Source organism: Ferrovibrio sp. GW821-FHT12F09 (assembly GCF_058806775.1).
The window spans coordinates 288,129-308,803 of the sequence record NZ_JBXAPZ010000002.1 but is presented as its reverse complement, the minus strand read 5'-3'; the positions used below and the strand labels follow the sequence as shown (position 1 = coordinate 308,803).

General features: G+C 64.8%; 23 protein-coding genes. 13 read left to right on the top strand and 10 right to left on the bottom strand.

Annotation, left to right across the window (positions count from 1 at the left end):
* Positions 1 to 24 precede the first annotated feature (24 nt).
* The 5 genes from AC1ROB_RS14420 to AC1ROB_RS14400 all read left to right on the top strand — a co-directional run bounded on the left by AC1ROB_RS14420 (position 25) and on the right by AC1ROB_RS14400 (position 2,651).
* The gene (locus tag AC1ROB_RS14420) at positions 25 to 567 is read left to right on the top strand and encodes a DUF2059 domain-containing protein (RefSeq protein ID WP_492970444.1); all 543 of its coding nucleotides are present in this window, start codon (positions 25 to 27) and stop codon (positions 565 to 567) included.
* Positions 568 to 577: 10 nt separating this feature from the next.
* Entirely contained in the window at positions 578 to 1,177 is a 600-nt protein-coding gene (locus tag AC1ROB_RS14415; RefSeq protein ID WP_492970445.1) for an HD domain-containing protein, read from the top strand.
* A 122-nt stretch (positions 1,178 to 1,299) separates the two neighbouring features.
* Positions 1,300 to 1,644, top strand: coding sequence for an NADH:ubiquinone oxidoreductase subunit NDUFA12 (locus tag AC1ROB_RS14410; RefSeq protein WP_492970446.1), 345 nt, complete (start codon positions 1,300 to 1,302; stop codon positions 1,642 to 1,644).
* Between the two features lie 33 nt (positions 1,645 to 1,677).
* Positions 1,678 to 2,208, top strand: a complete 531-nt coding sequence (gene mlaD, locus AC1ROB_RS14405; RefSeq protein WP_492970447.1) for an outer membrane lipid asymmetry maintenance protein MlaD — start codon at positions 1,678 to 1,680, stop codon at positions 2,206 to 2,208.
* A gap of 17 nt (positions 2,209 to 2,225) precedes the next feature.
* On the top strand, positions 2,226 to 2,651 hold the full coding sequence (locus tag AC1ROB_RS14400) for a DUF2155 domain-containing protein (protein WP_492970448.1): 426 nt from the start codon (positions 2,226 to 2,228) through the stop codon (positions 2,649 to 2,651).
* On the opposite strand, the gene aat is transcribed toward AC1ROB_RS14400, so the two are convergent.
* From aat to aroQ, 4 genes are read right to left on the bottom strand one after another with little or no spacing between them, the layout of a single operon-like run.
* Complete coding sequence (gene aat / locus AC1ROB_RS14395) at positions 2,588 to 3,259, bottom strand: leucyl/phenylalanyl-tRNA--protein transferase (RefSeq protein WP_492970449.1); 672 nt, start codon at positions 3,257 to 3,259, stop codon at positions 2,588 to 2,590. The two genes, AC1ROB_RS14400 and aat, sit on opposite strands and share 64 nt — an antisense overlap.
* Positions 3,260 to 3,290: 31 nt before the next feature.
* Entirely contained in the window at positions 3,291 to 4,634 is a 1,344-nt protein-coding gene (accC, locus tag AC1ROB_RS14390) for an acetyl-CoA carboxylase biotin carboxylase subunit (RefSeq protein ID WP_492970450.1), read from the bottom strand.
* 19 nt (positions 4,635 to 4,653) lie between these two features.
* The gene (gene accB, locus AC1ROB_RS14385; RefSeq protein WP_492970451.1) at positions 4,654 to 5,139 is read right to left on the bottom strand and encodes an acetyl-CoA carboxylase biotin carboxyl carrier protein; all 486 of its coding nucleotides are present in this window, start codon (positions 5,137 to 5,139) and stop codon (positions 4,654 to 4,656) included.
* 36 nt (positions 5,140 to 5,175) lie between these two features.
* Positions 5,176 to 5,652, bottom strand: a complete 477-nt coding sequence (gene aroQ, locus AC1ROB_RS14380; protein ID WP_492970452.1) for a type II 3-dehydroquinate dehydratase — start codon at positions 5,650 to 5,652, stop codon at positions 5,176 to 5,178.
* Between the two features lie 350 nt (positions 5,653 to 6,002).
* On the opposite strand from aroQ, the gene AC1ROB_RS14375 reads away from it, so the two are divergent.
* Together AC1ROB_RS14375 and AC1ROB_RS14370 are read left to right on the top strand one after the other, a co-directional pair.
* Positions 6,003 to 6,689: an MBL fold metallo-hydrolase gene (locus tag AC1ROB_RS14375; protein ID WP_492970453.1), complete on the top strand. Its 687-nt coding sequence runs from the start codon at positions 6,003 to 6,005 to the stop codon at positions 6,687 to 6,689.
* A gap of 96 nt (positions 6,690 to 6,785) precedes the next feature.
* A complete protein-coding gene (locus tag AC1ROB_RS14370; protein WP_492970454.1) occupies positions 6,786 to 7,820 on the top strand; it encodes an aldo/keto reductase in 1,035 nt (344 codons plus the stop codon).
* Between the two features lies 1 nt (position 7,821).
* On the opposite strand, the gene AC1ROB_RS14365 is transcribed toward AC1ROB_RS14370, so the two are convergent.
* The 3 genes from AC1ROB_RS14365 to hppD all read right to left on the bottom strand — a co-directional run bounded on the left by AC1ROB_RS14365 (position 7,822) and on the right by hppD (position 11,157).
* On the bottom strand, positions 7,822 to 8,805 hold the full coding sequence (locus AC1ROB_RS14365) for a fumarylacetoacetate hydrolase family protein (protein WP_492970455.1): 984 nt from the start codon (positions 8,803 to 8,805) through the stop codon (positions 7,822 to 7,824).
* Between the two features lie 105 nt (positions 8,806 to 8,910).
* Positions 8,911 to 10,062, bottom strand: coding sequence for a homogentisate 1,2-dioxygenase (locus AC1ROB_RS14360; RefSeq protein WP_492970456.1), 1,152 nt, complete (start codon positions 10,060 to 10,062; stop codon positions 8,911 to 8,913).
* A gap of 27 nt (positions 10,063 to 10,089) precedes the next feature.
* Positions 10,090 to 11,157 (bottom strand): 4-hydroxyphenylpyruvate dioxygenase, encoded by a 1,068-nt coding sequence (gene hppD / locus AC1ROB_RS14355; protein ID WP_492970457.1) that lies wholly within the window; start codon positions 11,155 to 11,157, stop codon positions 10,090 to 10,092.
* 87 nt (positions 11,158 to 11,244) lie between these two features.
* On the opposite strand from hppD, the gene AC1ROB_RS14350 reads away from it, so the two are divergent.
* Entirely contained in the window at positions 11,245 to 11,697 is a 453-nt protein-coding gene (locus tag AC1ROB_RS14350) for a MarR family winged helix-turn-helix transcriptional regulator (protein ID WP_492970458.1), read from the top strand.
* Here the strand turns inward: AC1ROB_RS14350 and AC1ROB_RS14345 are convergent.
* Both AC1ROB_RS14345 and thiS read right to left on the bottom strand, forming a co-directional pair.
* On the bottom strand, positions 11,694 to 12,374 hold the full coding sequence (locus AC1ROB_RS14345) for a DedA family protein (protein WP_492970459.1): 681 nt from the start codon (positions 12,372 to 12,374) through the stop codon (positions 11,694 to 11,696). The two genes, AC1ROB_RS14350 and AC1ROB_RS14345, sit on opposite strands and share 4 nt — an antisense overlap.
* Before the next feature lie 17 nt (positions 12,375 to 12,391).
* On the bottom strand, positions 12,392 to 13,375 hold the full coding sequence (gene thiS, locus AC1ROB_RS14340) for a sulfur carrier protein ThiS (protein ID WP_492970460.1): 984 nt from the start codon (positions 13,373 to 13,375) through the stop codon (positions 12,392 to 12,394).
* Between the two features lie 186 nt (positions 13,376 to 13,561).
* On the opposite strand from thiS, the gene maiA reads away from it, so the two are divergent.
* The 3 genes from maiA to AC1ROB_RS14325 are packed head-to-tail and all read left to right on the top strand — an operon-like array spanning position 13,562 to position 16,659.
* Positions 13,562 to 14,203, top strand: a complete 642-nt coding sequence (gene maiA / locus AC1ROB_RS14335; protein ID WP_492970461.1) for a maleylacetoacetate isomerase — start codon at positions 13,562 to 13,564, stop codon at positions 14,201 to 14,203.
* The gene (locus AC1ROB_RS14330; RefSeq protein ID WP_492970462.1) at positions 14,204 to 15,256 is read left to right on the top strand and encodes a TAXI family TRAP transporter solute-binding subunit; all 1,053 of its coding nucleotides are present in this window, start codon (positions 14,204 to 14,206) and stop codon (positions 15,254 to 15,256) included. It begins immediately after the preceding gene.
* Positions 15,256 to 16,659 (top strand): sensor histidine kinase, encoded by a 1,404-nt coding sequence (locus tag AC1ROB_RS14325; RefSeq protein WP_492970463.1) that lies wholly within the window; start codon positions 15,256 to 15,258, stop codon positions 16,657 to 16,659. The genes AC1ROB_RS14330 and AC1ROB_RS14325 overlap by 1 nt, the downstream gene beginning before the upstream one ends.
* A gap of 7 nt (positions 16,660 to 16,666) precedes the next feature.
* On the opposite strand, the gene gph is transcribed toward AC1ROB_RS14325, so the two are convergent.
* Entirely contained in the window at positions 16,667 to 17,335 is a 669-nt protein-coding gene (gene gph, locus AC1ROB_RS14320) for a phosphoglycolate phosphatase (protein ID WP_492970464.1), read from the bottom strand.
* 151 nt (positions 17,336 to 17,486) lie between these two features.
* Between gph and glmU the strand changes: the two genes are divergently transcribed.
* Both glmU and glmS read left to right on the top strand, forming a co-directional pair.
* Positions 17,487 to 18,836 (top strand): bifunctional UDP-N-acetylglucosamine diphosphorylase/glucosamine-1-phosphate N-acetyltransferase GlmU, encoded by a 1,350-nt coding sequence (gene glmU, locus AC1ROB_RS14315; protein WP_492970465.1) that lies wholly within the window; start codon positions 17,487 to 17,489, stop codon positions 18,834 to 18,836.
* A gap of 10 nt (positions 18,837 to 18,846) precedes the next feature.
* Positions 18,847 to 20,673, top strand: a complete 1,827-nt coding sequence (gene glmS, locus AC1ROB_RS14310) for a glutamine--fructose-6-phosphate transaminase (isomerizing) (RefSeq protein WP_492970466.1) — start codon at positions 18,847 to 18,849, stop codon at positions 20,671 to 20,673.
* Positions 20,674 to 20,675 lie beyond the last annotated feature (2 nt).

The following is a 20,675-nucleotide window of genomic DNA, read 5'->3' as shown; positions in this document are numbered from 1 at the left end:
GTTGAGTTCTTCAGGATTCGCCCCATGCGCCCTCTATTGCTTGCTGCCGCCATGATTTTTTCCGCTCTCGTGGCGGGCCCGAGTCTGGCCCAGGACAAGGCCACCCGGGCGGCGGCCGAAAAGCTGATGACGACCATCGGCCTGGAGAAGCGCGTCGAGACCATCACCCAGCTCTATCTGAACTTCCTGCCGGCCGGCACTCCGGCCGAGCAGCAGCGCGCCGCCGAGCTGCGCCAGCGCGCGCCCAGTGCCGGGCCGCGCTTCCGCGGCGCCGTGGTCAATGCCGCCAGCCAGAGCTACACACGCGGCGAGATCGAGGCGCTGGACGGCTATTTCGCCAGCGGCGAGGGCCAGCGCCTGCTGACCACCGTGCTGACCCGCGCCGTGCTTGGCGTCGGCCAGAAGGGCGGCGTGAAGGCGGGCGATATCCTGCGGCCCGAAGAACTGCCGCTGGATAACCCGGCGCTGCAGGCGGCGGCGAAGAAATACCCGGCCTTCGAGAGCGTGGCGCGTGGCGAGCTGCAAAAGGAATTCGCCCAGGAAATCGCGCTGATCACGGCGCGTTGAGCGCGGCGTGATGGACAATCGTCTTGAGCAGCAGATCGGCTTCATTGTCGAGATCGACAAGCTGAAGACCATCCTGCGGCGCACGCTGATCATGGATGCGTCGCGGCGCGAGAATGACGCCGAGCATTCCTGGCATCTGGCCACCATGGCGCTGGTGCTGGCCGAATATGCCGAACCGGGCGTCGATATCGGCCGCGTGATCCAGATGCTGCTGTGGCACGATCTGGTCGAGATCGATGCCGGCGACACCTTCCTCTATGACGTAGTGGCGACCGAGGACAAGGACGCGCGCGAGCAGCAGGCCGCCGACCGGCTGTTCGGGATGCTGCCGGCGGAACAGGGCACGGCCTTCCGGGCGCTGTGGGACGAGTTCGAGGCGCGCGAGACCAAGGATGCGAAATTCGCCCGTGCCATCGACCGCGTGCAGCCGATGCTGCACAACTTCCACACGGAAGGTGGCACCTGGCGTGAATACGGCGTGACGCTGGACCAGGTGCTGGCGCGTAAGAGCCTGGTGGCAGATGCCTCGCCGCGTCTATGGGCCTATGTGCAGGCGATGCTGGCGGAAGCCGTGCGTCGCGGCTATCTGGCAGAGAAAAAAGCCGGATAATCAAAGTCTTCCGGCCTGATATCGACTCGCAGCAGGCCCAGCGAAGGCTTGCCCGCAGCCGCCCGCAATGCCATATTCCGGCTGTATTTCCAGCCGGATTCCCGGCCTGAGGTGGGCGTTTCATGAGTCTGATCGGCACCAAGCTTTTCACCTGGTGGAAGGGCGAGCACGTCGGCACCGACGGCTTCGGCAACCGCTATTTCCGTCTCAAGGACGGCAAGCGCAAGCGCTGGGTGCTTTACAACGGCCTGGCGGAAGCCTCCAAGGTGCCGCCGGAATGGCATGCCTGGCTGCATTACACGGTCGACGACGCGCCGATCCATGGCGTCGAGCACAAGCCGTGGGAGAAAGAGCATCTGCCGAATCTGAGCGGCACGCCTTACGCCTACCGGCCGCAGGGCAGCGTCGCCAAGGGCGGTCGCCGCCCCGCCGCGACCGGCGACTACCAGGCCTGGCAGCCTGAATAACGACGACAGCGCAGTCACAGGCAGGGGCAGGGGATGAACGGCAATCTGGTGGAGACGCTGATCGGCGCTGTGGTGCTGCTCGTCGCCGGTTTTTTCCTGGCCTTCGCCTATACCACCGGCGGCGTCGGCAGCAGCCGCATGTCCGGCTATGAGTTGCAGGCGCGCTTCAACCGCGCCGACGGTCTGGTGGTGGGCGGCGATGTGCGCATGAGCGGCATCAAGATCGGCACCGTGACCAAGCAGGCTCTGGATCCCAAGACCTTTGACGCCATCGTCAGCTTCTCGGTCGACAGCCGCTATCAGCTGCCCGAGGACTCTGCTGTGAAGATCGCGTCCGAGGGCCTGCTGGGCGGCAACTTCATCTCGGTCGAGCCGGGCGGCAGCAACACCACGCTGAAGCCGGGCAGTGAGATCAAGTACACGCAGGGCTCCGTCAACCTGATGGATTTGATCGGCCAGGCCATCTTCAGCGCCACCGGCGCCGGTGGCGGCAAGGACAAAGAGAAGAGCGGCGGCGATGCCGAGCTCAACCCGCTGCAGGGCATCGCGCCCAAGGCCAACTGACCGTCAGAGAGTTTTTCGTGCGCGCGTTCCGTCGTCTTCTGCTGGCCGTCGCGCTGCTGACCGCACCTGCTGCGCATGCGCAGATGCCCGATCCCATGCCGCAGTATCCGTCCACGCCGATGCCGGTCGTCGTCCTGCAGGGCCTGGATAAGATCACCGCGCGCATCTACACCTTCGAGGCGCCGGTCGATCAGACCATCGGCTTCGGCACGCTGAAGGTGACGCCGCGCACCTGCCGCAAGCGGCCGCCGGAATATCCGCCCGAAAGCATGGCCTTCCTCGAAATCGTCGAGCAGCGGCCCGAGCAGGAAGCCAACGCGCTGTTCAAGGGCTGGATGTTCGCCTCCAGCCCGGGCCTCAACCCGCTGGAGCATCCGGTCTACGACGTCTGGGTGATCGACTGCAGGACCAGCGCCGCCGGCGCATCGCCGCGCAGGCCGTAGAAATCCGCACGCCGCGGCAACGCGTCGTACAGCAGGTCCAGATACTGCTCGCGTTTGATCTCCACCGCGCCGAACTGCGCCAGATGCGGCGTGACGAACTGCGTATCCAGTAGGGTGAAGCCGCCGGCCAGCAGGCGGCCGATCAGATGCACCAGCGCCACCTTTGAGGCATCGGTCGCGCGGCTGAACATGCTCTCGCCGAAGAAGGCAGCGCCCAGATGCACGCCATAGAGGCCGCCGACCATGGCGCCGCTGTCGTCCCAGCATTCGACGCTGTGGGCAAAGCCCAGACGATGCAGCTGGGTATAGGCCTCGCGGATCGGCGTGTTGATCCAGGTGTTGCGGCGCTGCATATGCTCTGTCGGTTCGGCGCAGGCCGCCATCACGCCGGGGAAATCGGTATCCACGGTGACGCGGAAGGTCTCGCTGCGCACCTTGCGCGCCAGCTTGCGCGGCAGGTGAAAGCCATCCAGCGGAATGACGCCGCGATATTTCGGATAGACCCAGTAATAACCGGGATCGTCGGCCGCATCGGCCATCGGGAAATAGCCGCGGGCATAGGCCTGCAGCAGCAATTCGGGGGTGAGCGGTTCGGGGCGCGTGCTCATGCGGAAGAGCTAGGACGCGCCCCGGCCAAGATCAGCCCTGCCTGGCGATAAATTCTTCCAGCCAGTGGATGTCGTAGGCGCCATTGACGAAGTCGGGCTCGTTGATCAGCGCCAGATGCAGCGGAATCGTCGTCTCGATGCCGCCGATCACATATTCCTCCAGCGAGCGGCGCAGCCGCATCAGGCATTCGTTGCGGCTGGTGCCATGCACGATCAGCTTGCCGATCAGCGAGTCATAATGCGGTGGAATCTGGTAGCCGGTGTAGAGCGCAGAGTCGACACGAACGCCGAGCCCACCGGGCGCGTGATAATCGGTGACGCGGCCGGGCGAGGGCGCGAAGGTGCGCGGATTCTCGGCATTGATGCGGCATTCGATGGCATGGCCGCTGAACTTGATGTCGGCCTGGCTATAGCCCAGCGGCGCGCCATCGGCGATGCGCAGCTGCTCGCGCACCAGGTCGAGGCCGGTGATGGCTTCGGTCACCGGATGCTCCACCTGCAGGCGGGTGTTCATCTCGATGAAGTAGAATTCGCCATTCTCGAACAGGAATTCGATGGTGCCGGCGCCACGGTAGTTCAGCTTGGCGATGGCCTTGGCGGCGATGTCGCCGATCTGCACGCGCTGGTCGTCGTTCAGCGCCGGCGAGCGGGCCTCTTCGAGAACCTTCTGGTGGCGGCGCTGCAGCGAGCAGTCGCGTTCGCCCAGATGCACGGCATTGCCCTGGCCGTCGCCGAAGATCTGGATCTCGATATGGCGCGGACGGGCGAGATATTTCTCAACGTAAACCTGGTCGTTGCCGAAGGCATTGCGTGCTTCCGAGCGGGCCTGCTGCAGCGCCGGACCGAATTCGGCCGGGGAGCGCACCACCTTCATACCGCGGCCGCCGCCGCCGGCGGTGGCCTTGATCAGCACCGGATAGCCCATGTCGGCGGCAAGCTTGAGCCCCTGCGCCTCGTCGTCCACCGCGCCCTTCGAGCCGGGCACCACCGGGATGCCGAGTTCACGCGCCGCTTCCTTGGCGGTGATCTTGTCGCCCATCAGCTTGATATGCTCGGAGGTCGGGCCGATGAAGGTGATGCCATGGGCTTCGACGATCTCGGCGAACTTGGCGTTCTCCGACAGGAAGCCGTAGCCGGGATGGATCGCATCGGCGCCGGTGATCTCGGCGGCCGAGATGATGGCGGGGATGTTGAGGTAGCTCTGGCTGGACGGCGGCGGGCCGATGCAGACGGACTCGTCGGCGATGCGTACATGCATCGCATCGGCATCGGCGGTGGAATGCACGGCAACGGTGCGGATACCCATCTCGCGGCAGGCGCGATGGATGCGGAGCGCGATCTCGCCGCGGTTGGCGATCAGCACCTTGTCGAACATGATACGCGGCCCTGTCCTGTTACTCGATGACCAGCAGCGGCTGGCCGAATTCGACCGGCTGCTGGTTCTCGATCAGGATGCGCGCGACGCGCCCGCCCTTGGTGGCGGTGATCGGGTTCATGGTCTTCATGGCTTCGACGATCAGCACGGTCTGGCCGGCAGCCACGCTGTCGCCCACCTTGACGAAGGGCGCCGCACCCGGCTCGGGCGAGGTGTAGACGGTGCCGACCATCGGCGACTTCACGGCGCCGGGATGGCTGGCATCGTCGCTTGCGGCCGGCGCAGCGCCGGTGGCGGCAACGGCTGCTGCCGCGGCCGCAGCGGCAATCGTGGGCGCGGGGGCGGCGGCATAAACCGGCGCGCCGGCCTTGGTGACGCGCACCTTCAACGGGCCTTCGCCCCACTCGATCTCGGTCAGGCCGGTTTCGTTCAGCAGGTCGGCGAGATCGCGGATCATCTGCTGGTCGATGCGGCTGTCCTTGGCTTTATCCTTGGGCGCGGCCATGCGCTACTCCTGTATTCGCGAGACGAAGAAAACGGTTCAGACGATATCGGCCAGCGCTTCGAGCGCCAGCACGTAACCCTTGGGGCCGAAGCCGCAGATCATGCCCCTGGCCGCGAGCGACACATAGGAATGATGGCGGAAGTTTTCACGGCGGTGGATGTTGGACAGATGCACCTCGACGCAGGGCGTCTCGGCGGCATTGATCGCATCCAGGATGGCGACGGAGGTATGGGTATAGGCGCCGGCATTCAAGACGATGCCGGCGGCCTTGGTGCGGGTCTCCTGGATCCAGGTGACCAGCTCGCCCTCGTAATTGCTCTGGCGGAACACGATGGGCAGGCCCAGCCGCTTGCCGGCGGCCTGGCAGAGCTTTTCCACATCGGCCAGCGTGTCGCGGCCATAAATCTCGGGCTGGCGCAGGCCCAGCATGTTCAGGTTCGGACCGTTCAGCACATAGATGACGCGCGGCCGCTTCGCCGTCGGTTTTGCTGCGGATTTCCGTGCCGTTGCCATGCGATTCCATCGCCGTTCGTTGACCAGACCGCCTGCCGTACACCATCGCACAGCAGGGGGCAACCCGTTGATCGCGCTGGGAGCCGGTGGCCTGTGGACAGCTTTCGGCCGGCTCCGATGTTCGCGGGATGCTTCACGTGAAACAGGGTTTTGCGCGGCGGTCTTTTCTCTGGCCGGATGGCGGAAAACCGCCGCAGGCCGGCCGGGACGATGGGCGGCCGTCGGGCATCGCAGCGCTTCATTTGGCTTCGTTTCTGGTTACAGTAGATTATGAAACAAATACCGCCCCTTTATGAGGGTATTATGCGGTGACAATTGCCTTGACGCCGCCGGCCGGTTAATCCGGAGCCATGACCGCCCCAGACCCCGCCGACCAGCCCGCGCTGCATGTCGAGATCAATCCCGTCACGCCGTTCCAGCAGAACTGCTCGCTGATCTGGTGCCCGCAGACCATGCGCGGCGCCCTGGTCGATGCCGGCGGCGAGCCCGAGATGCTGCTGGCCGCGGTCGCGCGCCAGGGCGTGACCCTGGAAAAGCTGCTGGTCACCCATGGCCATCTGGATCATGCCGGCGCGGTGATGGAGATCGCCGAGCAGCTCGGCCTGCCCATCGAGGGGCCGCATGAGGATGACAAGTTCTGGATCGACGGCATGCCGGCGGCGGCCAAGCAGTATGGCTTCCCGCCCAGCCGCAGCTTCACGCCGACGCGCTGGCTGCAGCATGGCGACACCGTCACCGTGGGCAACCTGGTGCTCGACGTCATCCACTGTCCGGGCCATACGCCGGGCCATGTGGTGTTCTATCACGGGCCATCGAAGGCGGCGCTGGTGGGCGACGTGATCTTCCAGGGCTCGGTCGGCCGCACCGATTTCCCGCGCGGTAATGCGGCCGATCTCGTCCGCTCGATCCGCGAGCGGCTGTTCCCGCTCGGCGACGACATCACCTTCGTGCCGGGCCACGGGCCGCTCTCGACCTTCGGGCAGGAGCGCAGCAGCAATCCCTATGTGTCGGATCGCGCGCTGGGGATCGCCGGCTAGTCCATTATACCTAGGTTTGGTCCCGCCATATGCAGGTCCGATGGAGATGCGCAGCGCAGCACCCTACCTTTCGTGTGCATATCGAAAGGAACTGCCATGCGTTACCGGATTTTCGGCCAGACCGGCCTGCGAGTTTCCAGCTTTGCCCTCGGTACGGGCAATTTCGGCAAGGGCTGGGGCTATGGTTCCGACCGCGCCGAGGCGCAGGCGATCTACGCGCGCTACCGTGAAGCCGGCGGCAATTTCATCGATACAGCGGACCAGTACCAGTTCGGCCAGTCGGAAACGATGGTTGGCGAATTCATTGCTGCCGAGCGCGACGATGTCGTACTGACGACGAAATACTCACTCGGTGACAGCCCGGCGGCAGGTTTGCAACGCAGCGGCAACAGCCGCAAGGCGATGGTGCAGTCGGTGGAGGCTAGCCTGAAGAGGCTGAAGACCGACCGTTTGGATCTGCTCTGGGTGCATATGCCCGATGGCGTCACGCCGGTCGATGAAATTGCACGCAGCCTGGATGACCTGATCCGTGCGGGCAAGATTCTTTACGCCGGGTTGTCGGATTTTCCGGCCTGGCGCGTGGCTACGGCAGTGACGCTGGCGGAACTGCGCGGCTGGACGCCGGTTTCCGCCGTTCAGCTGGAATACAGCCTGGTCGAGCGTACGGCGGAGCGCGAATTGCTGCCGATGGCCGCGGCTTTCAATCTCGGCGTGGTCGGCTGGTCGCCGCTGGGGGGCGGGCTACTGACCGGCAAATACCGCAAGGGCGAGACCGGTCGCGCGCAGGGACTGGGGGCTGTGATCCATGCCGAAAGCGATGCACGCAAGACCGCGACGGTGGATGCGGTGCTGGCGGTGGCGCAGGAAACCGGTCATTCGGCTGGGCAGGTGGCGATTGCTTGGGTGCTGGGGAAGGGTACGCTGCCGATCCTCGGTCCACGCACGCTGGCGCAGCTCGACGACAATCTGGCAGCCTTTAATGTGACGCTGACGCCGGCGCAGATCGCCCGGCTGGACGAAGCCAGTGCCATCACGCTGGGTTTCCCCTTCGATGTGGTGGCGGGCACGGCCGGGCCGCTCGCTGGCGGCAAACCCGAGTTGGTGGATGCACCAGTGCGGGCTGTGCGTTGAGCTAGGTGTTGTACTTCACCACGGTCTGGTCAATCGCGCCGAAGATCGACTGGCCCTTGCTGTCTGTCATTTCCATACGGACATGATCGCCAAACGACATGAATGGGGTCTTCGGCTTGCCGTCGGCAATGGTCTCGATCATGCGGATCTCGGCCAGGCAGGAGAAGCCCTTGCTGGCATCGCGGTTCGATACTGTGCCGCTGCCGACGATGCAGCCGGCGCGCAGACGCCGCGTCTTCGCCGCATGGGCCACCAGATCGGCGAGGCTGAACTGCATGTCGGTGCCGGCGTCGGGTGCGCCGAACGGCTTGCCGTTCAGATGCGTCACCAGCGGGCGCATCACCTTGTTGTCTTTCCAGTCGCTGCCCAGTTCATCGGGCGTGACGGCGACCGGCGCGAAAGCCGTGGACGGCTTGCCGTGGAAGAAGCCGAAGCCTTTCGCCAGTTCGCCGGGGATCAGGTTGCGCAGACTGACATCGTTCACCAGCATCAGCAGGCGGATATGCTTTGCGGCCTCGGTGGATGAAGCACCCATCGGCACGTCGCCGGTGATGGCGGCGACCTCGCCCTCGAAATCGATGCCGTAAGATTCATCGGCCACTTCGATATCGGCGGTGGGGGGCAGGAAGTCATCCGAACCGCCCTGGTACATCAGCGGGTCATGCAGGAATTCCGGCGGCATCACCGCATTGCGCGCCTTGCGCACCAGTTCGACATGATTGAGATAGGCCGAGCCGTCGCACCACTGAAAGCTACGCGGCAGCGGCGCATGCAGCTTCTGCGGATCGTAAGCAATCGCGCCGGTGGCCGTGCCTTTGTTCAGGGCGTCGTACCGCTCCTGCAGCTTCGGTGCCATCACGGCCCATGAGTCGAGCGCCATCTGCAGTGTGGGGCAGAGTCCATCCACCGGCAGCATGGTTTTCAGGTCGCGGCTGACGACGGTGAGGCGGCCGTCGCGGCCATGCCGCAGCGAGGCAAGTTTCATGGGTGGGTGTCTCCCTATATGAATTTTACATCGTCATTCCCGCGAAAGCGGGAATCCAGGCGGTGGAAAGACTGGGCTCCCGCTTTCGCGGGAGCGACGAGAAAACTACTCCGCCGCCTGTTTGAATCCGTCCGGATTCCAGCTCGCCGCATAGCCGGTGAATTCGATGCTGTCGGCCGCAGCGCCGACATCCAGCGCGTCGCGGGTATCCAGCATCACCGCCACTTCGTCGGTCTCTTTTTTGGCGGCTTTCGCACCGGCGGCGAAGGCCTTCGGATGCGGGCCATGGGTGAAGCCGCAGGGATGCAGGCTGATCATGCCGGGATGGATGTTGTCGCGGCTGAAGAAGCTGCCGCGGTGATAGAAGATCACCTCGTCGTAGTCGTCATTGTTGTGGAAGAACGGCACTTTCAGCGCCTCGGGGTCGGATTCAATCGGGCGCGGCACGAAGGTGCAGACCACAAACCGGCTGGCCAGGAAGGTGGTGTGCGCGCTGGGCGGCAGGTGATAGCGGTGGCTCATCAGCGGACGGATGTCGCGCCAGTTGAGCTTCACCGCGGTGAGATCGCCCTTCCAGCCCACCACATCCAGCGGGTTGAACGGATAGGTGACGGTGGAAAGCTGGCTGCGCCGCTTGATGACGATGCGCCAGGGCTTTTTCACCTGCTGCTGGGCGAGGAACGGTGTGTCCAGTTTGGGAATCTGCAGCACGCCGGGATCGAAGATCGCATGCGGCCCGACCAGACCCTTGTCGGGCAGGCGGTAGCTGTCGTTGGTGGCTTCAATGAGCAGGAACTTGCTCGGGCTCTTCGGCTCCAGGCGCCACATGGTGCCGCGCGGCAGCATGATGTAATCGCCTTCGCTGTAGGACAGCCGGCCGAAGTCGCAGTAGAGATCGCCGTCGCCGTCATGCACGAACAGCAGCTCGTCGCCGTCGCCGTTGCGCACCAGATGGTCCATCGGTGCCGTCATCGTCATATGGCGATACTGCACATGGGCGTTCGACAGCAGCGTCTTCGCCTTCCACGGACAATCCACCGCATCGGCGAATTTCGCCGTATCGAAGGCGCGGGGTTTCAGCGGGCCTTCCCAGTCGATCCAGCCGGTCGGCGGATTCTGGTGATAGAGATGTGCGGCGGGGCCGAAGAAGCCCTCCTTGCTCATCTCGCGTTCGTAGGTGCCATCGGGGAGGGCGACATGGGCCTGCTTCGCGGCCGTGCCCTCGCTATGGCTCATCGGTATCCAGTTCTTACCCATGGGCGTTTCCTCCTGGACCTGTTTTTCTTAATTGGCCTTCAGCACGCCGCGGCGGATCTGGTCGAGTTCGATGGACTCGAACAGCGCCTTGAAGTTGCCTTCGCCGAAGCCGTCATTGCCCTTGCGCTGGATGATCTCGTAAAAAATGGGCCCGATGGCGTTCTCGGTGAAAATCTGCAGCAGCAGACCCTGACCCTTGGTCGGCGCGCCATCGATCAGGATCTGCAGCTCCTTCAGGCGGGCGACATCCTCGCCATGGCCGGGGAGGCGCTCGTTGATCTGGTCGAAATAGGTGTCGTTGGTCGACTGGAAGGGCAGGTCGCGGCCGCGCAGCGCACTGACGGTGCTGTAGATATCGTCGGTGCCCATCGCCACATGCTGGATGCCTTCGCCGTGATAGGCCGTCAGGTATTCGGCGATCTGCGACTTGTCGTCGGAGCTTTCGTTGATCGGGATGCGGATCTTGCCGCAGGGGCTGGTCATCGCCTTCGACTTCAGGCCGGTCAGCTTGCCCTCGATGTCGAAATACTTGATCTCGCGGAAATTGAAGAGGCGTTCGTAGAAGCCGGCCCATTCGCCCATGCGGCCGCGATGCACGTTATGGGTCAGGTGATCGACATAGGTGAGGCCGACGCCCTTCGGGTTGCGGTCGACGCCCGGGATCGGCACGAAGTCGACATCGTAGATGGTGCCGCGTTCGCCATAGCGGTCGACCAGATAGATCAGGCTATCGCCGATGCCTTTGATGGCGGGGATGTTCAGCTCCATCGGGCCGGCATGGGCCTCGACGCCCCAGGCGCCAAGTTCGACGGCGCGCTTGTAGGCTTTCGGCGCATCCTTCACGCGGAAAGCCATGGCGCAGATGGACGGGCCGTGGATGCGGGCGAAGCTCTGGGCGAAGCTGGCGGGTTCGGCATTGAGGATGAAATTGACGTCGCCCTGGCGGTACAGCGTCACATTCTTGGAGCGGTGCTTCGCCACCGCCTGGAAGCCCATGCGCTCGAACAGCGCGGCCAGCTTCTCGGGCTCGGGGGCGGCATATTCGATGAACTCGAAACCGTCGGTATTCATCGGGTTGTCGAACAGGTCGGCCATGGGGTAACTCCTCCCAGAGGACTGAATTGCGATTAGTCACAATATTAGTTACAATTGAAACTATATTCAAGGTCCCGAGGACCCAAAATGCCCAAAAGCCCGCTCGCGCTGGAGCGCTTCCTGCCTTACCGGCTGTCGGTGGTGACCAACCGCATCAGCGGCGCCCTGTCCCGTCATTATGCGGAGCGTTTCGGCATCAGCATTCCGGAATGGCGGGTGGTGGCGAATCTCGGCCGTTATCCGGGCCTGACCGCCAACGACGTGGTCGAGCGCTCGGCGATGGACAAGGTGACGGTCAGCCGCGCGGTGGCGGCGCTGGAAAGCAAGGGCCTGCTGGAGCGGGTGCGCGACGATGGCGACAAGCGCAAGTCGCGGCTCACTTTGTCTAAAAAGGGCCTCACGGTGTACAGCGAGATCGCGCCGCTGGCGCTGGGCTTCGAGCGCGACCTGCTGACGGCCTTGACGGTGGACGAGGCGGCTCAGCTTGACCGCATCATCGACAAGCTGAATGCGAAGATGGATAAGGTGGATGTCGCCTAGTCCACGCTGGTCGGCGGGGCGACCTGCTGCTTCTGTTGCGCTGCCACCTTGGCCTCGAAATTCTTCTTGCCGCGGCGATGCACGAAGAACAGCACGATGCCGACGACGGCAAAGATGCCCAGCATGATCAGGCCGAAATCCTTGGCGATATTACCCAGCGCCGCCTCGAACATCACGCCGAGCAGGTAGCCCGCCCAGCTGAAGGCATTGGCCCAGAGGCCGGCCGCGACAAAGTTGAGCGCGGCGAAGCGCGGCCAGGAGATCATGCTCATGCCCATGGCCAGCGACGAAAAATTGCGCACGCCATAGATGAAGCGGAAGCTGAGGATGAAGCCGACATGGTATTTGTGCAGCATGTCGAGGGCGACGTTGACGCCGCCCTGCAGCTTGGGGAAGCGCTTGAGCAGGCGGTGGCCATACTGGCGGCCGACCCAGAAATAAAGCTGGTCGCCGCAGAAGCTGCCGAGCCAGGCGGCGGCAATCAGCCAGTACATGTGCAGCATGCCCTGGCTGGCAGCGGCACCGGCGAAGATCACGAAGGTCTCGCCTTCCAGGAAGGTCCAGACGAAGGTGATGATATAGAACCACTCACGGTAATCCGTGATCAGGCGGTCGATATCAAGGAGCGATGAAAACCAGACGCGGAATTCGGCAAAGAGCTGGATGAGTTCGTTCACGACCGCCCCGACAAGGTTTAAATCAGGCCGGCAAGCGGCGACGAAGGATCAGCATACAGTTTCTTCGGCATGCGGCCGGCCTGATAGGCGAGGCGGCCGGCTTCGATGGCCAGCTTCATCGCCCGGGCCATGCGGATCGGGTCCTTGGCTTCGGCAATCGCGGTGTTCATCAGCACGCCGTCGCAGCCCAGTTCCATGGCGATGGCGGCGTCCGACGCGGTGCCGACGCCGGCATCCACCAGCACCGGTACTTTCGCATTCTCGATGATGACGCGAATGCCGACCGGGTTCTGTACGCCCAGGCCCGAGCCGATCGGCGCGGCCAGCGGCATGATGGCGCAGGCGCCCAGCTCTTCCAGCTTCTTCGCCGCGATCGGGTCGTCGGCGCAGTAAACCATGACGTCGAAGCCCTCTTTCACCAGCAGCTTCGTCGCGGCCAGTGTGGCTTCCATGTCGGGGTAGAGGGTCTTCTGGTCGCCCAGCACTTCCAGCTTCACCAGTTTCCAGCCGCCGGCCTCGCGCGCCAGGCGTAGCGTGCGGACGGCGTCGTCGGCGGTGAAACAGCCGGCGGTGTTGGGCAGGTAGGTGTAGATCTTGGGATCGACGTAATCGACCAGCATCGGCTGGTTGCGGTCGGTGACATTCACGCGGCGCACGGCCACGGTGACGATCTCGGCGCCCGAGGCCTCGATGGCCAGCTTGGTCTGCTCGAAATCCTTGTATTTGCCGGTGCCGACCAGCAGGCGCGAGCGGAAACGCTTGCCCGCCACCTCGAAATAATCGTCCTGCCCCAGCGGCGCATTGCCGCCGCCGATGAAATGCACGATCTCGATCTTGTCGCCGTCGTTGAGCGCGGTCGCGTCATAGGCCGAGCGCGGTACGATCTCGCGGTTCAGCTCGATGGCGATCTTGCGCGCATCCAGCTCCAGGGCGCCCAGCAGCTGTGCCACGGTTGCCGCTGCCGCCATGTCGCGCATTTCGCCGTTAATCGTCAGACGCATGTTCTAAGGCTACCCTGCCAGCCTGTGCCATCCATTGGCCCATGCCGGACAGATGGGGTCCGCAGGGCGCGCCGACAATAGAGCGGGCGCTGACGGCGCGGCAACCCTTTCGATGGTCCAATAATCCCGACAAGGCTTTGTAACATAACGAGACTGCGGTAGAATCCGGCGCATTGGAGGGGGGCTATGCTGCTATATGGGTATTTCCGGTCCTCGGCCGCCTATCGGGTCCGGATCGCGCTCAATCTGAAAGGCCTGGCCTACGACCAGACCTTTATCCATCTGGCCAAGCTGGAGCAGCTGAAGGACAGCTTTGCTGCGATCAATCCGCAGAAGCTGCTGCCGGTGCTGGTCGGCGATGACGGCACCCAGATGACCCAGTCGCTGGCGATTATGGAATATCTGGAGGAAACCCATCCCGAACCGGCACTGCTGCCGAAGGATCCGGCGGCCCGCGCCCGGGTGCGGGCCCTGGCACTGGCGGTGGCCTGCGAAATCCATCCGATCAACAACCCCCGCGTGCTGCGCTACCTGACCGGCACGCTCGGCGTCTCGGAAGAGCAGAAGGACGCCTGGTATCGCCACTGGGTGGAAGATGGTCTGCAGGCGGTGGAAAAGCTGCTGGCGGCCAGCCCGGACACCGGCCGCTTCTGCCATGGCGACACGCCGACCATGGCCGATATCTGCCTGGTGCCGCAGGTGGCCAACGGCCGCCGCTTCAAATGCGATTTCTCGGGCTGCCCGACCGTGATGCGGATCGAGGCGGCCTGCCAAACGCTGGAGGCCTTTGCCAGGGCCGCGCCGGCGCAGCAGCCGGATGCCGAATAGATGAGCGCGCCCGCCCCGCTGCGCCCCCGCGTCACGACCCGGCTGGTCCTGGCGGTGCTGGGGCTGGCCGGCCTGGCGGTGCAGGTCCTGCCGGCCGCGGCCCAGCAGGCGCCGGCCGTGGTGCGGATCGGCACCGGCGGTGAAAGCGGCACGTATTTTCCGGTCGGCAGTCTGATCGCCCGTGCGGTCAGCGAGACGCCGCTTGGCCCGGGCTGTGCGGCCGGGCAGGAGCGTGACGGCCGGTGTGGCGTGACCGGCCTGGTGGCGGTGGCGCAGACCTCGAATGGCTCGGTCGCCAATGCGACGGCCCTGCAGAACGGCGAGATCGAGATGGCGCTGGTGCAGGCCGATGTCGCCACCTGGGCTTATGGCTCGAAGGAGATTTATGCCAACCGGCCCTCGCAGGACCGGCTGCGCTTCGTTGCGCATCTGTATTCGGAAGCCATGCATGTGGTGGTGCGCCGCCAGGCCAATATCGGCCGCATCAACGATCTGCGCGGCCGCGCCGTGGCGCTGGACGAACCGGGCTCGGGCTCGCTGATCCATGTGCGCAACCTGCTTGGCGCTTACGCCCTGACCGAAAGCGACCTGCGCGCCTTCTACATCAAGCCCGACCTGGCCATCCCGCAGATGGCCGGCGGCCAGCTTGACGCCTTTTTCATCGTTGCCGGCTGGCCGGTGAAGTCGGTGGAGGATGCGCTGGCGACCGCAGGCGCCCGGCTGTTGCCGCTGGATGCAGCCCAGGTGCGCGGCGTGATGCAGCGCAATCCGTTCCTCAGCTTCGGCAGCATCCCGGCCGGCACCTATGCGGGCCAGCCGGAGATTCCGACCCTGATGGTCGGCGCGCAGCTGATCGCCCGCGCCGATCTGCCCGACGAGCTGATCGCCGGGTTCCTGGAGGCGCTGTGGAGCGAGCGCGGCCAGGCGATCCTGCGCAGCGGCCATCCGCGCGGGCAGGATATCCGTTTCCCGGCCGCCACCACCGGACGCAGTATCCCGCTGCATCCGGGTGCCGAGCGGTTTTACCGGGCGCGTGGCCTGCCGACGGGTTGATGATGAAATTCGTCTTCGGTCGGCAACAGATTGCGGCGGTTATGATCCTGGTGGTGGCCGGCGTCCTCGGCATTGCCTTCTATATCCAGAATACGCTCACCACGGTGGCGCGCGACCTGCCGCTGACGCTGCTGGACCAGGAGCGCGATGCCGAAACCATGATCCGCGAGATCGGCAACCTGGTCTGGGCGGTGGAGGCCTGGCGGCGCGATCCGAGCGATGCATCGCGCAACCGCGTGGCGGTGTATCTCTATTCCACCCGCGCCCGTGCCGATGCGCTGCGCGCCAACTACAATCTCGACAATATGGTGGGAGCGGCCGGCATGCATGCCGTGGCCAATCCGGCGCTGCAGGATATCGCGCGCTGGTTCGAGCGCGGCGTGCCAGGGCAGGAACCCAATTCGCCCGCCGTGATGGCGCTGATCCATGGTCGGGCGCAGGATGCCGCCAACCGGCTGCTGGGTCTGCTGGAGCAGTCGCGCAGCACGGCGCGCGACATGCTGCTGACGCAGGAGCGCCGGCTCGACCGCTTTGCCGACGGCGTCGGCATCCTGACCGGTTTTGCCGTGCTGCTGGTGATCGGGCTGGTGCTGCTGCTGTTCCGCGAGCGCCGGGTGGTGGAACTGAAGGAGCAGGCCGAACTGGCGGCGCTGTCAGCGAAACGGGCAGCGGAAGAGGCCAACCGCGCCAAGTCGGAATTCCTCGCCAATATGAGCCATGAACTGCGCACGCCGCTCAATGCCATCATCGGCTTCTCGTCGATCATCCGCAACGAGATGCTGGGAGCGGTGAATGTGCCGCGCTATCGCGAATATGCCGGCGACATCCATGCCAGCGGCGAGCTGCTGCTGGCGATCATCAACGATATCCTCGACCTGTCGAAGGTGGAGGCCGGCAAGTTCGAGCTGGCCGAAGAAGATTTCGATGCCGACGAGATCATGACGGCGGCGACGCGCCTGGTGCGCGACAAGATCGAGCGCGGTCGCGTGGAGCTGAAAGTCGTGCCGCCGCAACGGCTGATCCAGCTGCATGCCGACCGCCGCGCGTTGTTGCAGGTGCTCATCAACCTGCTGGCCAACGCGATCAAGTTCACCGAATCCGGCCAGGTGACGCTGACCGGCGAATGCGTCGAAGGCGGCGGCTTTGCCTATGTGGTGACCGATACCGGCGTCGGCATGACGGCAGCGCAGATCAAGATCGCGCGGCAGCCGTTCGGCCAGATCCAGAATTCCCTCACCCGCGGCCAGTCCGGCACCGGCCTGGGGTTGCCGCTCAGCGAACGCCTGGTGCAGATGCATGACGGCTGGCTCGATATCCAGAGCACGCCGGGCGTGGGTACGAAGGTGACGGTGCATCTGCCGCCGGCCCGCGTGCACGACGGCTTCCAGATCGGCAGCGCGTAAGCGGCTTCTATCCGCCCAGGGCGATGAGCGCGTCGGGCAGATCCGAGAAATGGTCGATCAGGCGGTCGCCGCCCAGCTCGGCCGGCGGGATGGTGGTATAGCCGAAGCTGACCACCACGCAGGGCAGGCCGGCGGCTTTGGCGGCATTCACATCGTTGGCGGAGTCGCCCACCATCGCGGCCCAGGCGAAATCCTCGCCGAGCCTGTCCAGCGTGCCGCGGATATGGCCGGGATCGGGTTTGCGCACCAGCAGGCTGTCGCCACCGACGATGGTGCCGAAGAACCCGGTCAGGCCGAGCTGGTCGAGCAGGCTGCGGGAAAAGCCTTCGGGCTTGTTGGTGCACACGCCCAGCGCATAGCCCTGTTCGGACAGCTGGGCCAGGCAGGTGGTGACACCGGGGAAGGGACGGCTGGTATCGGCCAGATGCCGCTCGTAATAGATCATGAAATCCTTGAACGCCATCTCGAAGGCCGCAGGCTCCGGCATGCCGCCGCTGGCCTTGAAGCCTTTTTCCAGCAGGGCGCGTGCACCATCGCCCACCATGCTGCGCACCGCGTCCAGCCCGATCGTCGCCCGCCCGGCGCGGTCCAGCGCATAGTCGGTTGCCGCCGCCAGGTCAGGCGCGGTATCCACCAGTGTGCCGTCAAGGTCGAACAGAATGGCTTTCCGGGTCATGGTTTTTCCGCGGTTCGGGAGGCGTTACAATTGGTAAGACCTTGAAACAGACCGAAATTGGAATTTATTTCCGCTTTCCGACTGGACTGTGAGACAGTCCGCGCGGCAAAAAAAGCCGGCGAATCACCGACCTTTTACACGGAACCCAAGCATGGCGAAACTGGCCACCGCCGTTGTCGTTCTGGCCGCAGGCCAGGGCACCCGCATGAAGTCGACGCTGCCCAAGGTGCTGCATCCGGTGGCCGGGCAGGCGATGCTGCGGCATGTGCTGGATACGGCGGCCACGCTGCAGCCCGAGCGTGTCGTCGTGGTGATCGGCAAGGGACATGACGCGGTGGCCGCGGCGGCCGCGCCGGCCAGTGTTGCCGTGCAGGATCCGCCGCGCGGCACCGGCCATGCGGTGATGGCCGCAATGCCGGCGCTGGAGGGCTTTGCCGGCGACGTGATCGTGCTCTATGGCGATACGCCGCTGCTGACGCCGGCGCTGCTGCAGAACCTGCTGGCGGCGCGGCGCGCGGCCCATGATCCCGCTGCTGTGATCACCGGCTTTCGCCCCGCCGATCCGGCCGCCTATGGCCGGCTGATCGTCAATGCCGACGGCCTGCTGGAAAAGATCGTCGAATACAAGAATGCAGATGCGGCCGAGCGCGCGGTGACGCTGTGCAATGCCGGCCTGCTGGCACTGGACGGTAAGCGCCTGCCGGCCCTGCTGGCGAAGCTGAGCGACAAGAATGCGCAGGGCGAATTCCTGCTGACCGATGTGGTCGAGCATGCCAATGCGGCGGGCTGGACCTGCGGCGTGGTGGAGGCCGATCCGGTCGAGGTGATGGGCATCAACAATCGCGCCGAGCTGAGTATCGCCGAAGCCGCGATGCAGCAGCGCCTGCGCCAGGCCGCGATGGCCGGCGGCGTGACCATGACCGCGCCGGAGACGGTGTTCCTGCGCACCGACACCGTGCTGGGACAGGATGTGGTGATCGAGCCCTATGTCGTCTTCGGCCCGGGCGTCAACATCGCCGACAGCGTGCTGATCCGCAGCCACAGCCATATCGAGGGCGCCAGCATTGCGTCGGGTGCGACGATCGGCCCGTTCGCGCGCCTGCGGCCCGGGGCCAGGATCGCGGCCGGTGCCCATATCGGCAATTTCGTCGAGATCAAGAATGCCAGCATCGAGGCCGGCGCCAAGGTCAATCACCTGACCTATATCGGCGACGCCCGCATCGGTGCGAAAGCCAATATCGGCGCCGGCACCATCACCTGCAATTACGACGGCTTCACCAAGGCGCATACCGATATCGGGGCCGGCGCCTTCATCGGCTCGAACTCGGCACTGGTGGCACCGGTGAAGATCGGCGACGGCGCCATGGTGGCGGCCGGCAGTGTGATCACCCGCGATGTGCCGGCCGATGCGATGAGCGTCGCGCGCGCGCGGCAGGAAGACAAGCCCGGCCTGGCCGCGAAGTTCCGCGCCATGAAGTCGGCCCTCAAGACTAAAAAGTAGGAGCAGCAGTATGTGTGGCATTGTGGGAGTGGTGGGGACGCGCAATGTCGTGCCGCTGCTGATCGACGGGCTGAAGCGCCTGGAATATCGCGGCTACGATTCCGCCGGCATCGCCACTCTGGTGCAGAACGGCGCCATCGAACGGCGCCGTGCCGAGGGCAAGATCGTCAATCTGGAAGAGCGTCTGACCCAGCAGCCGCTGCAGGGGTTCATCGGCATCGCCCATACGCGCTGGGCCACCCATGGCGCACCCAACGAGGCCAATGCGCATCCGCATGCCACGGCGCGCGTGGCGCTGGTGCATAACGGCATCATCGAGAATTACCGCGAGCTGGGCGAGGAACTGGTGGCCAAGGGCCACAGCTTCACCAGCCAGACCGATACCGAAGTGGCCCTGCACCTGATCGACCAGTATCTGGCCGAAGGCAACGATCCGGTTGCCGCGGTGCAGGCTGCGCTCGGCCGCCTGCGCGGTGCCTTTGCGCTCGGCATCCTGTTCCATGGCAAGGAAGACCTGCTGATCGGCGCCCGTCGCGGCGCGCCGCTGGCCGTGGGCTTTGGCAATGGCGAGATGTATCTGGGCTCCGACGCCCTGGCGCTGGCGCCGCTGACCGACAGGATCGCCTATCTGGAAGAAGGCGACAGCGTGGTGCTGACCCGCGCCGGCGCGCAGTTCTACGATGCCGGCAATGCGAAGGTGGAGCGCGTGGTGAAGCCGACCGCGATCAGCGGCGCCATGATCGGCAAGGGCAACTACCGCCACTACATGCAGAAGGAAATCTACGAGCAGCCGGCGGTGATGGGCGACACCATCAATACCGTGGTCAGCCCGACCGACCGCCTGGTGCATCTGCCCGATCTCGGCCTCGATCTGGCCAAGATCACCCGCATCACCATCGTTGCCTGCGGCACGTCATATTACTCCGGCCTGGTGGCGAAATACTGGCTGGAGCGCTATGCGAAGATCAATGTCGAGGTCGATGTGGCTTCGGAATTCCGCTACCGCGAAGCCCCGGTCGATCCTGCCGGGCTGGCGATCTTCATCTCGCAGTCGGGCGAGACCGCCGATACGCTGGCCGCGCTGCGCTATGTGAAGCAGAATGGTGGCCGCACCCTGGTGATCGTCAATGTGCCGGAAAGCAGCATGGCGCGCGAAGCCGATGGCGTGCTGCCGACCAAGGCCGGCCCGGAAATCGGCGTCGCCTCGACCAAGGCCTTCACCTGCCAGCTGGTGACGCTGGCCGCCTTCACCCTGGCCATGGCGCAGGCCCGCAAATCCCTGCCGGCCGCCGATCTCGCCCGCATGATGGCGGCGCTGATGGAGGTGCCGGCCCAGGCGGCCGAGGTGCTCAACCACGACGATGCCCTGCATGCCCTGGCCGAGAAGATCATGGATGCGCGCGACGTGCTGTATATCGGCCGCGGTCCCTGCTATCCGCTGGCCATGGAAGGTGCGCTGAAGCTGAAGGAAATTTCCTATATCCATGCCGAAGGCTATGCGGCGGGCGAGCTGAAGCATGGTCCGATCGCGCTGATCGACGAGGTGGTGCCGGTGATCGTAATCGCGCCGAGCGACAGCCTGTTCGAAAAGACCATCTCCAACATGCAGGAGGTGATGGCGCGCGGCGGCAAGGTGATTTTCATGTCGGACAGGAAGGGCTTCGCCCATATCGACGAGCGCACCTTCGCCACCGTCGAACTGCCCGAGGTCGATCCCTTTGTGGCGCCGATCCTCTATGCCATTCCGGTGCAGCTGTTGGCCTATCATGTCGCCGTGCTGAAAGGCACCGATGTCGATCAGCCGCGCAACCTGGCCAAATCCGTAACCGTAGAGTGAGC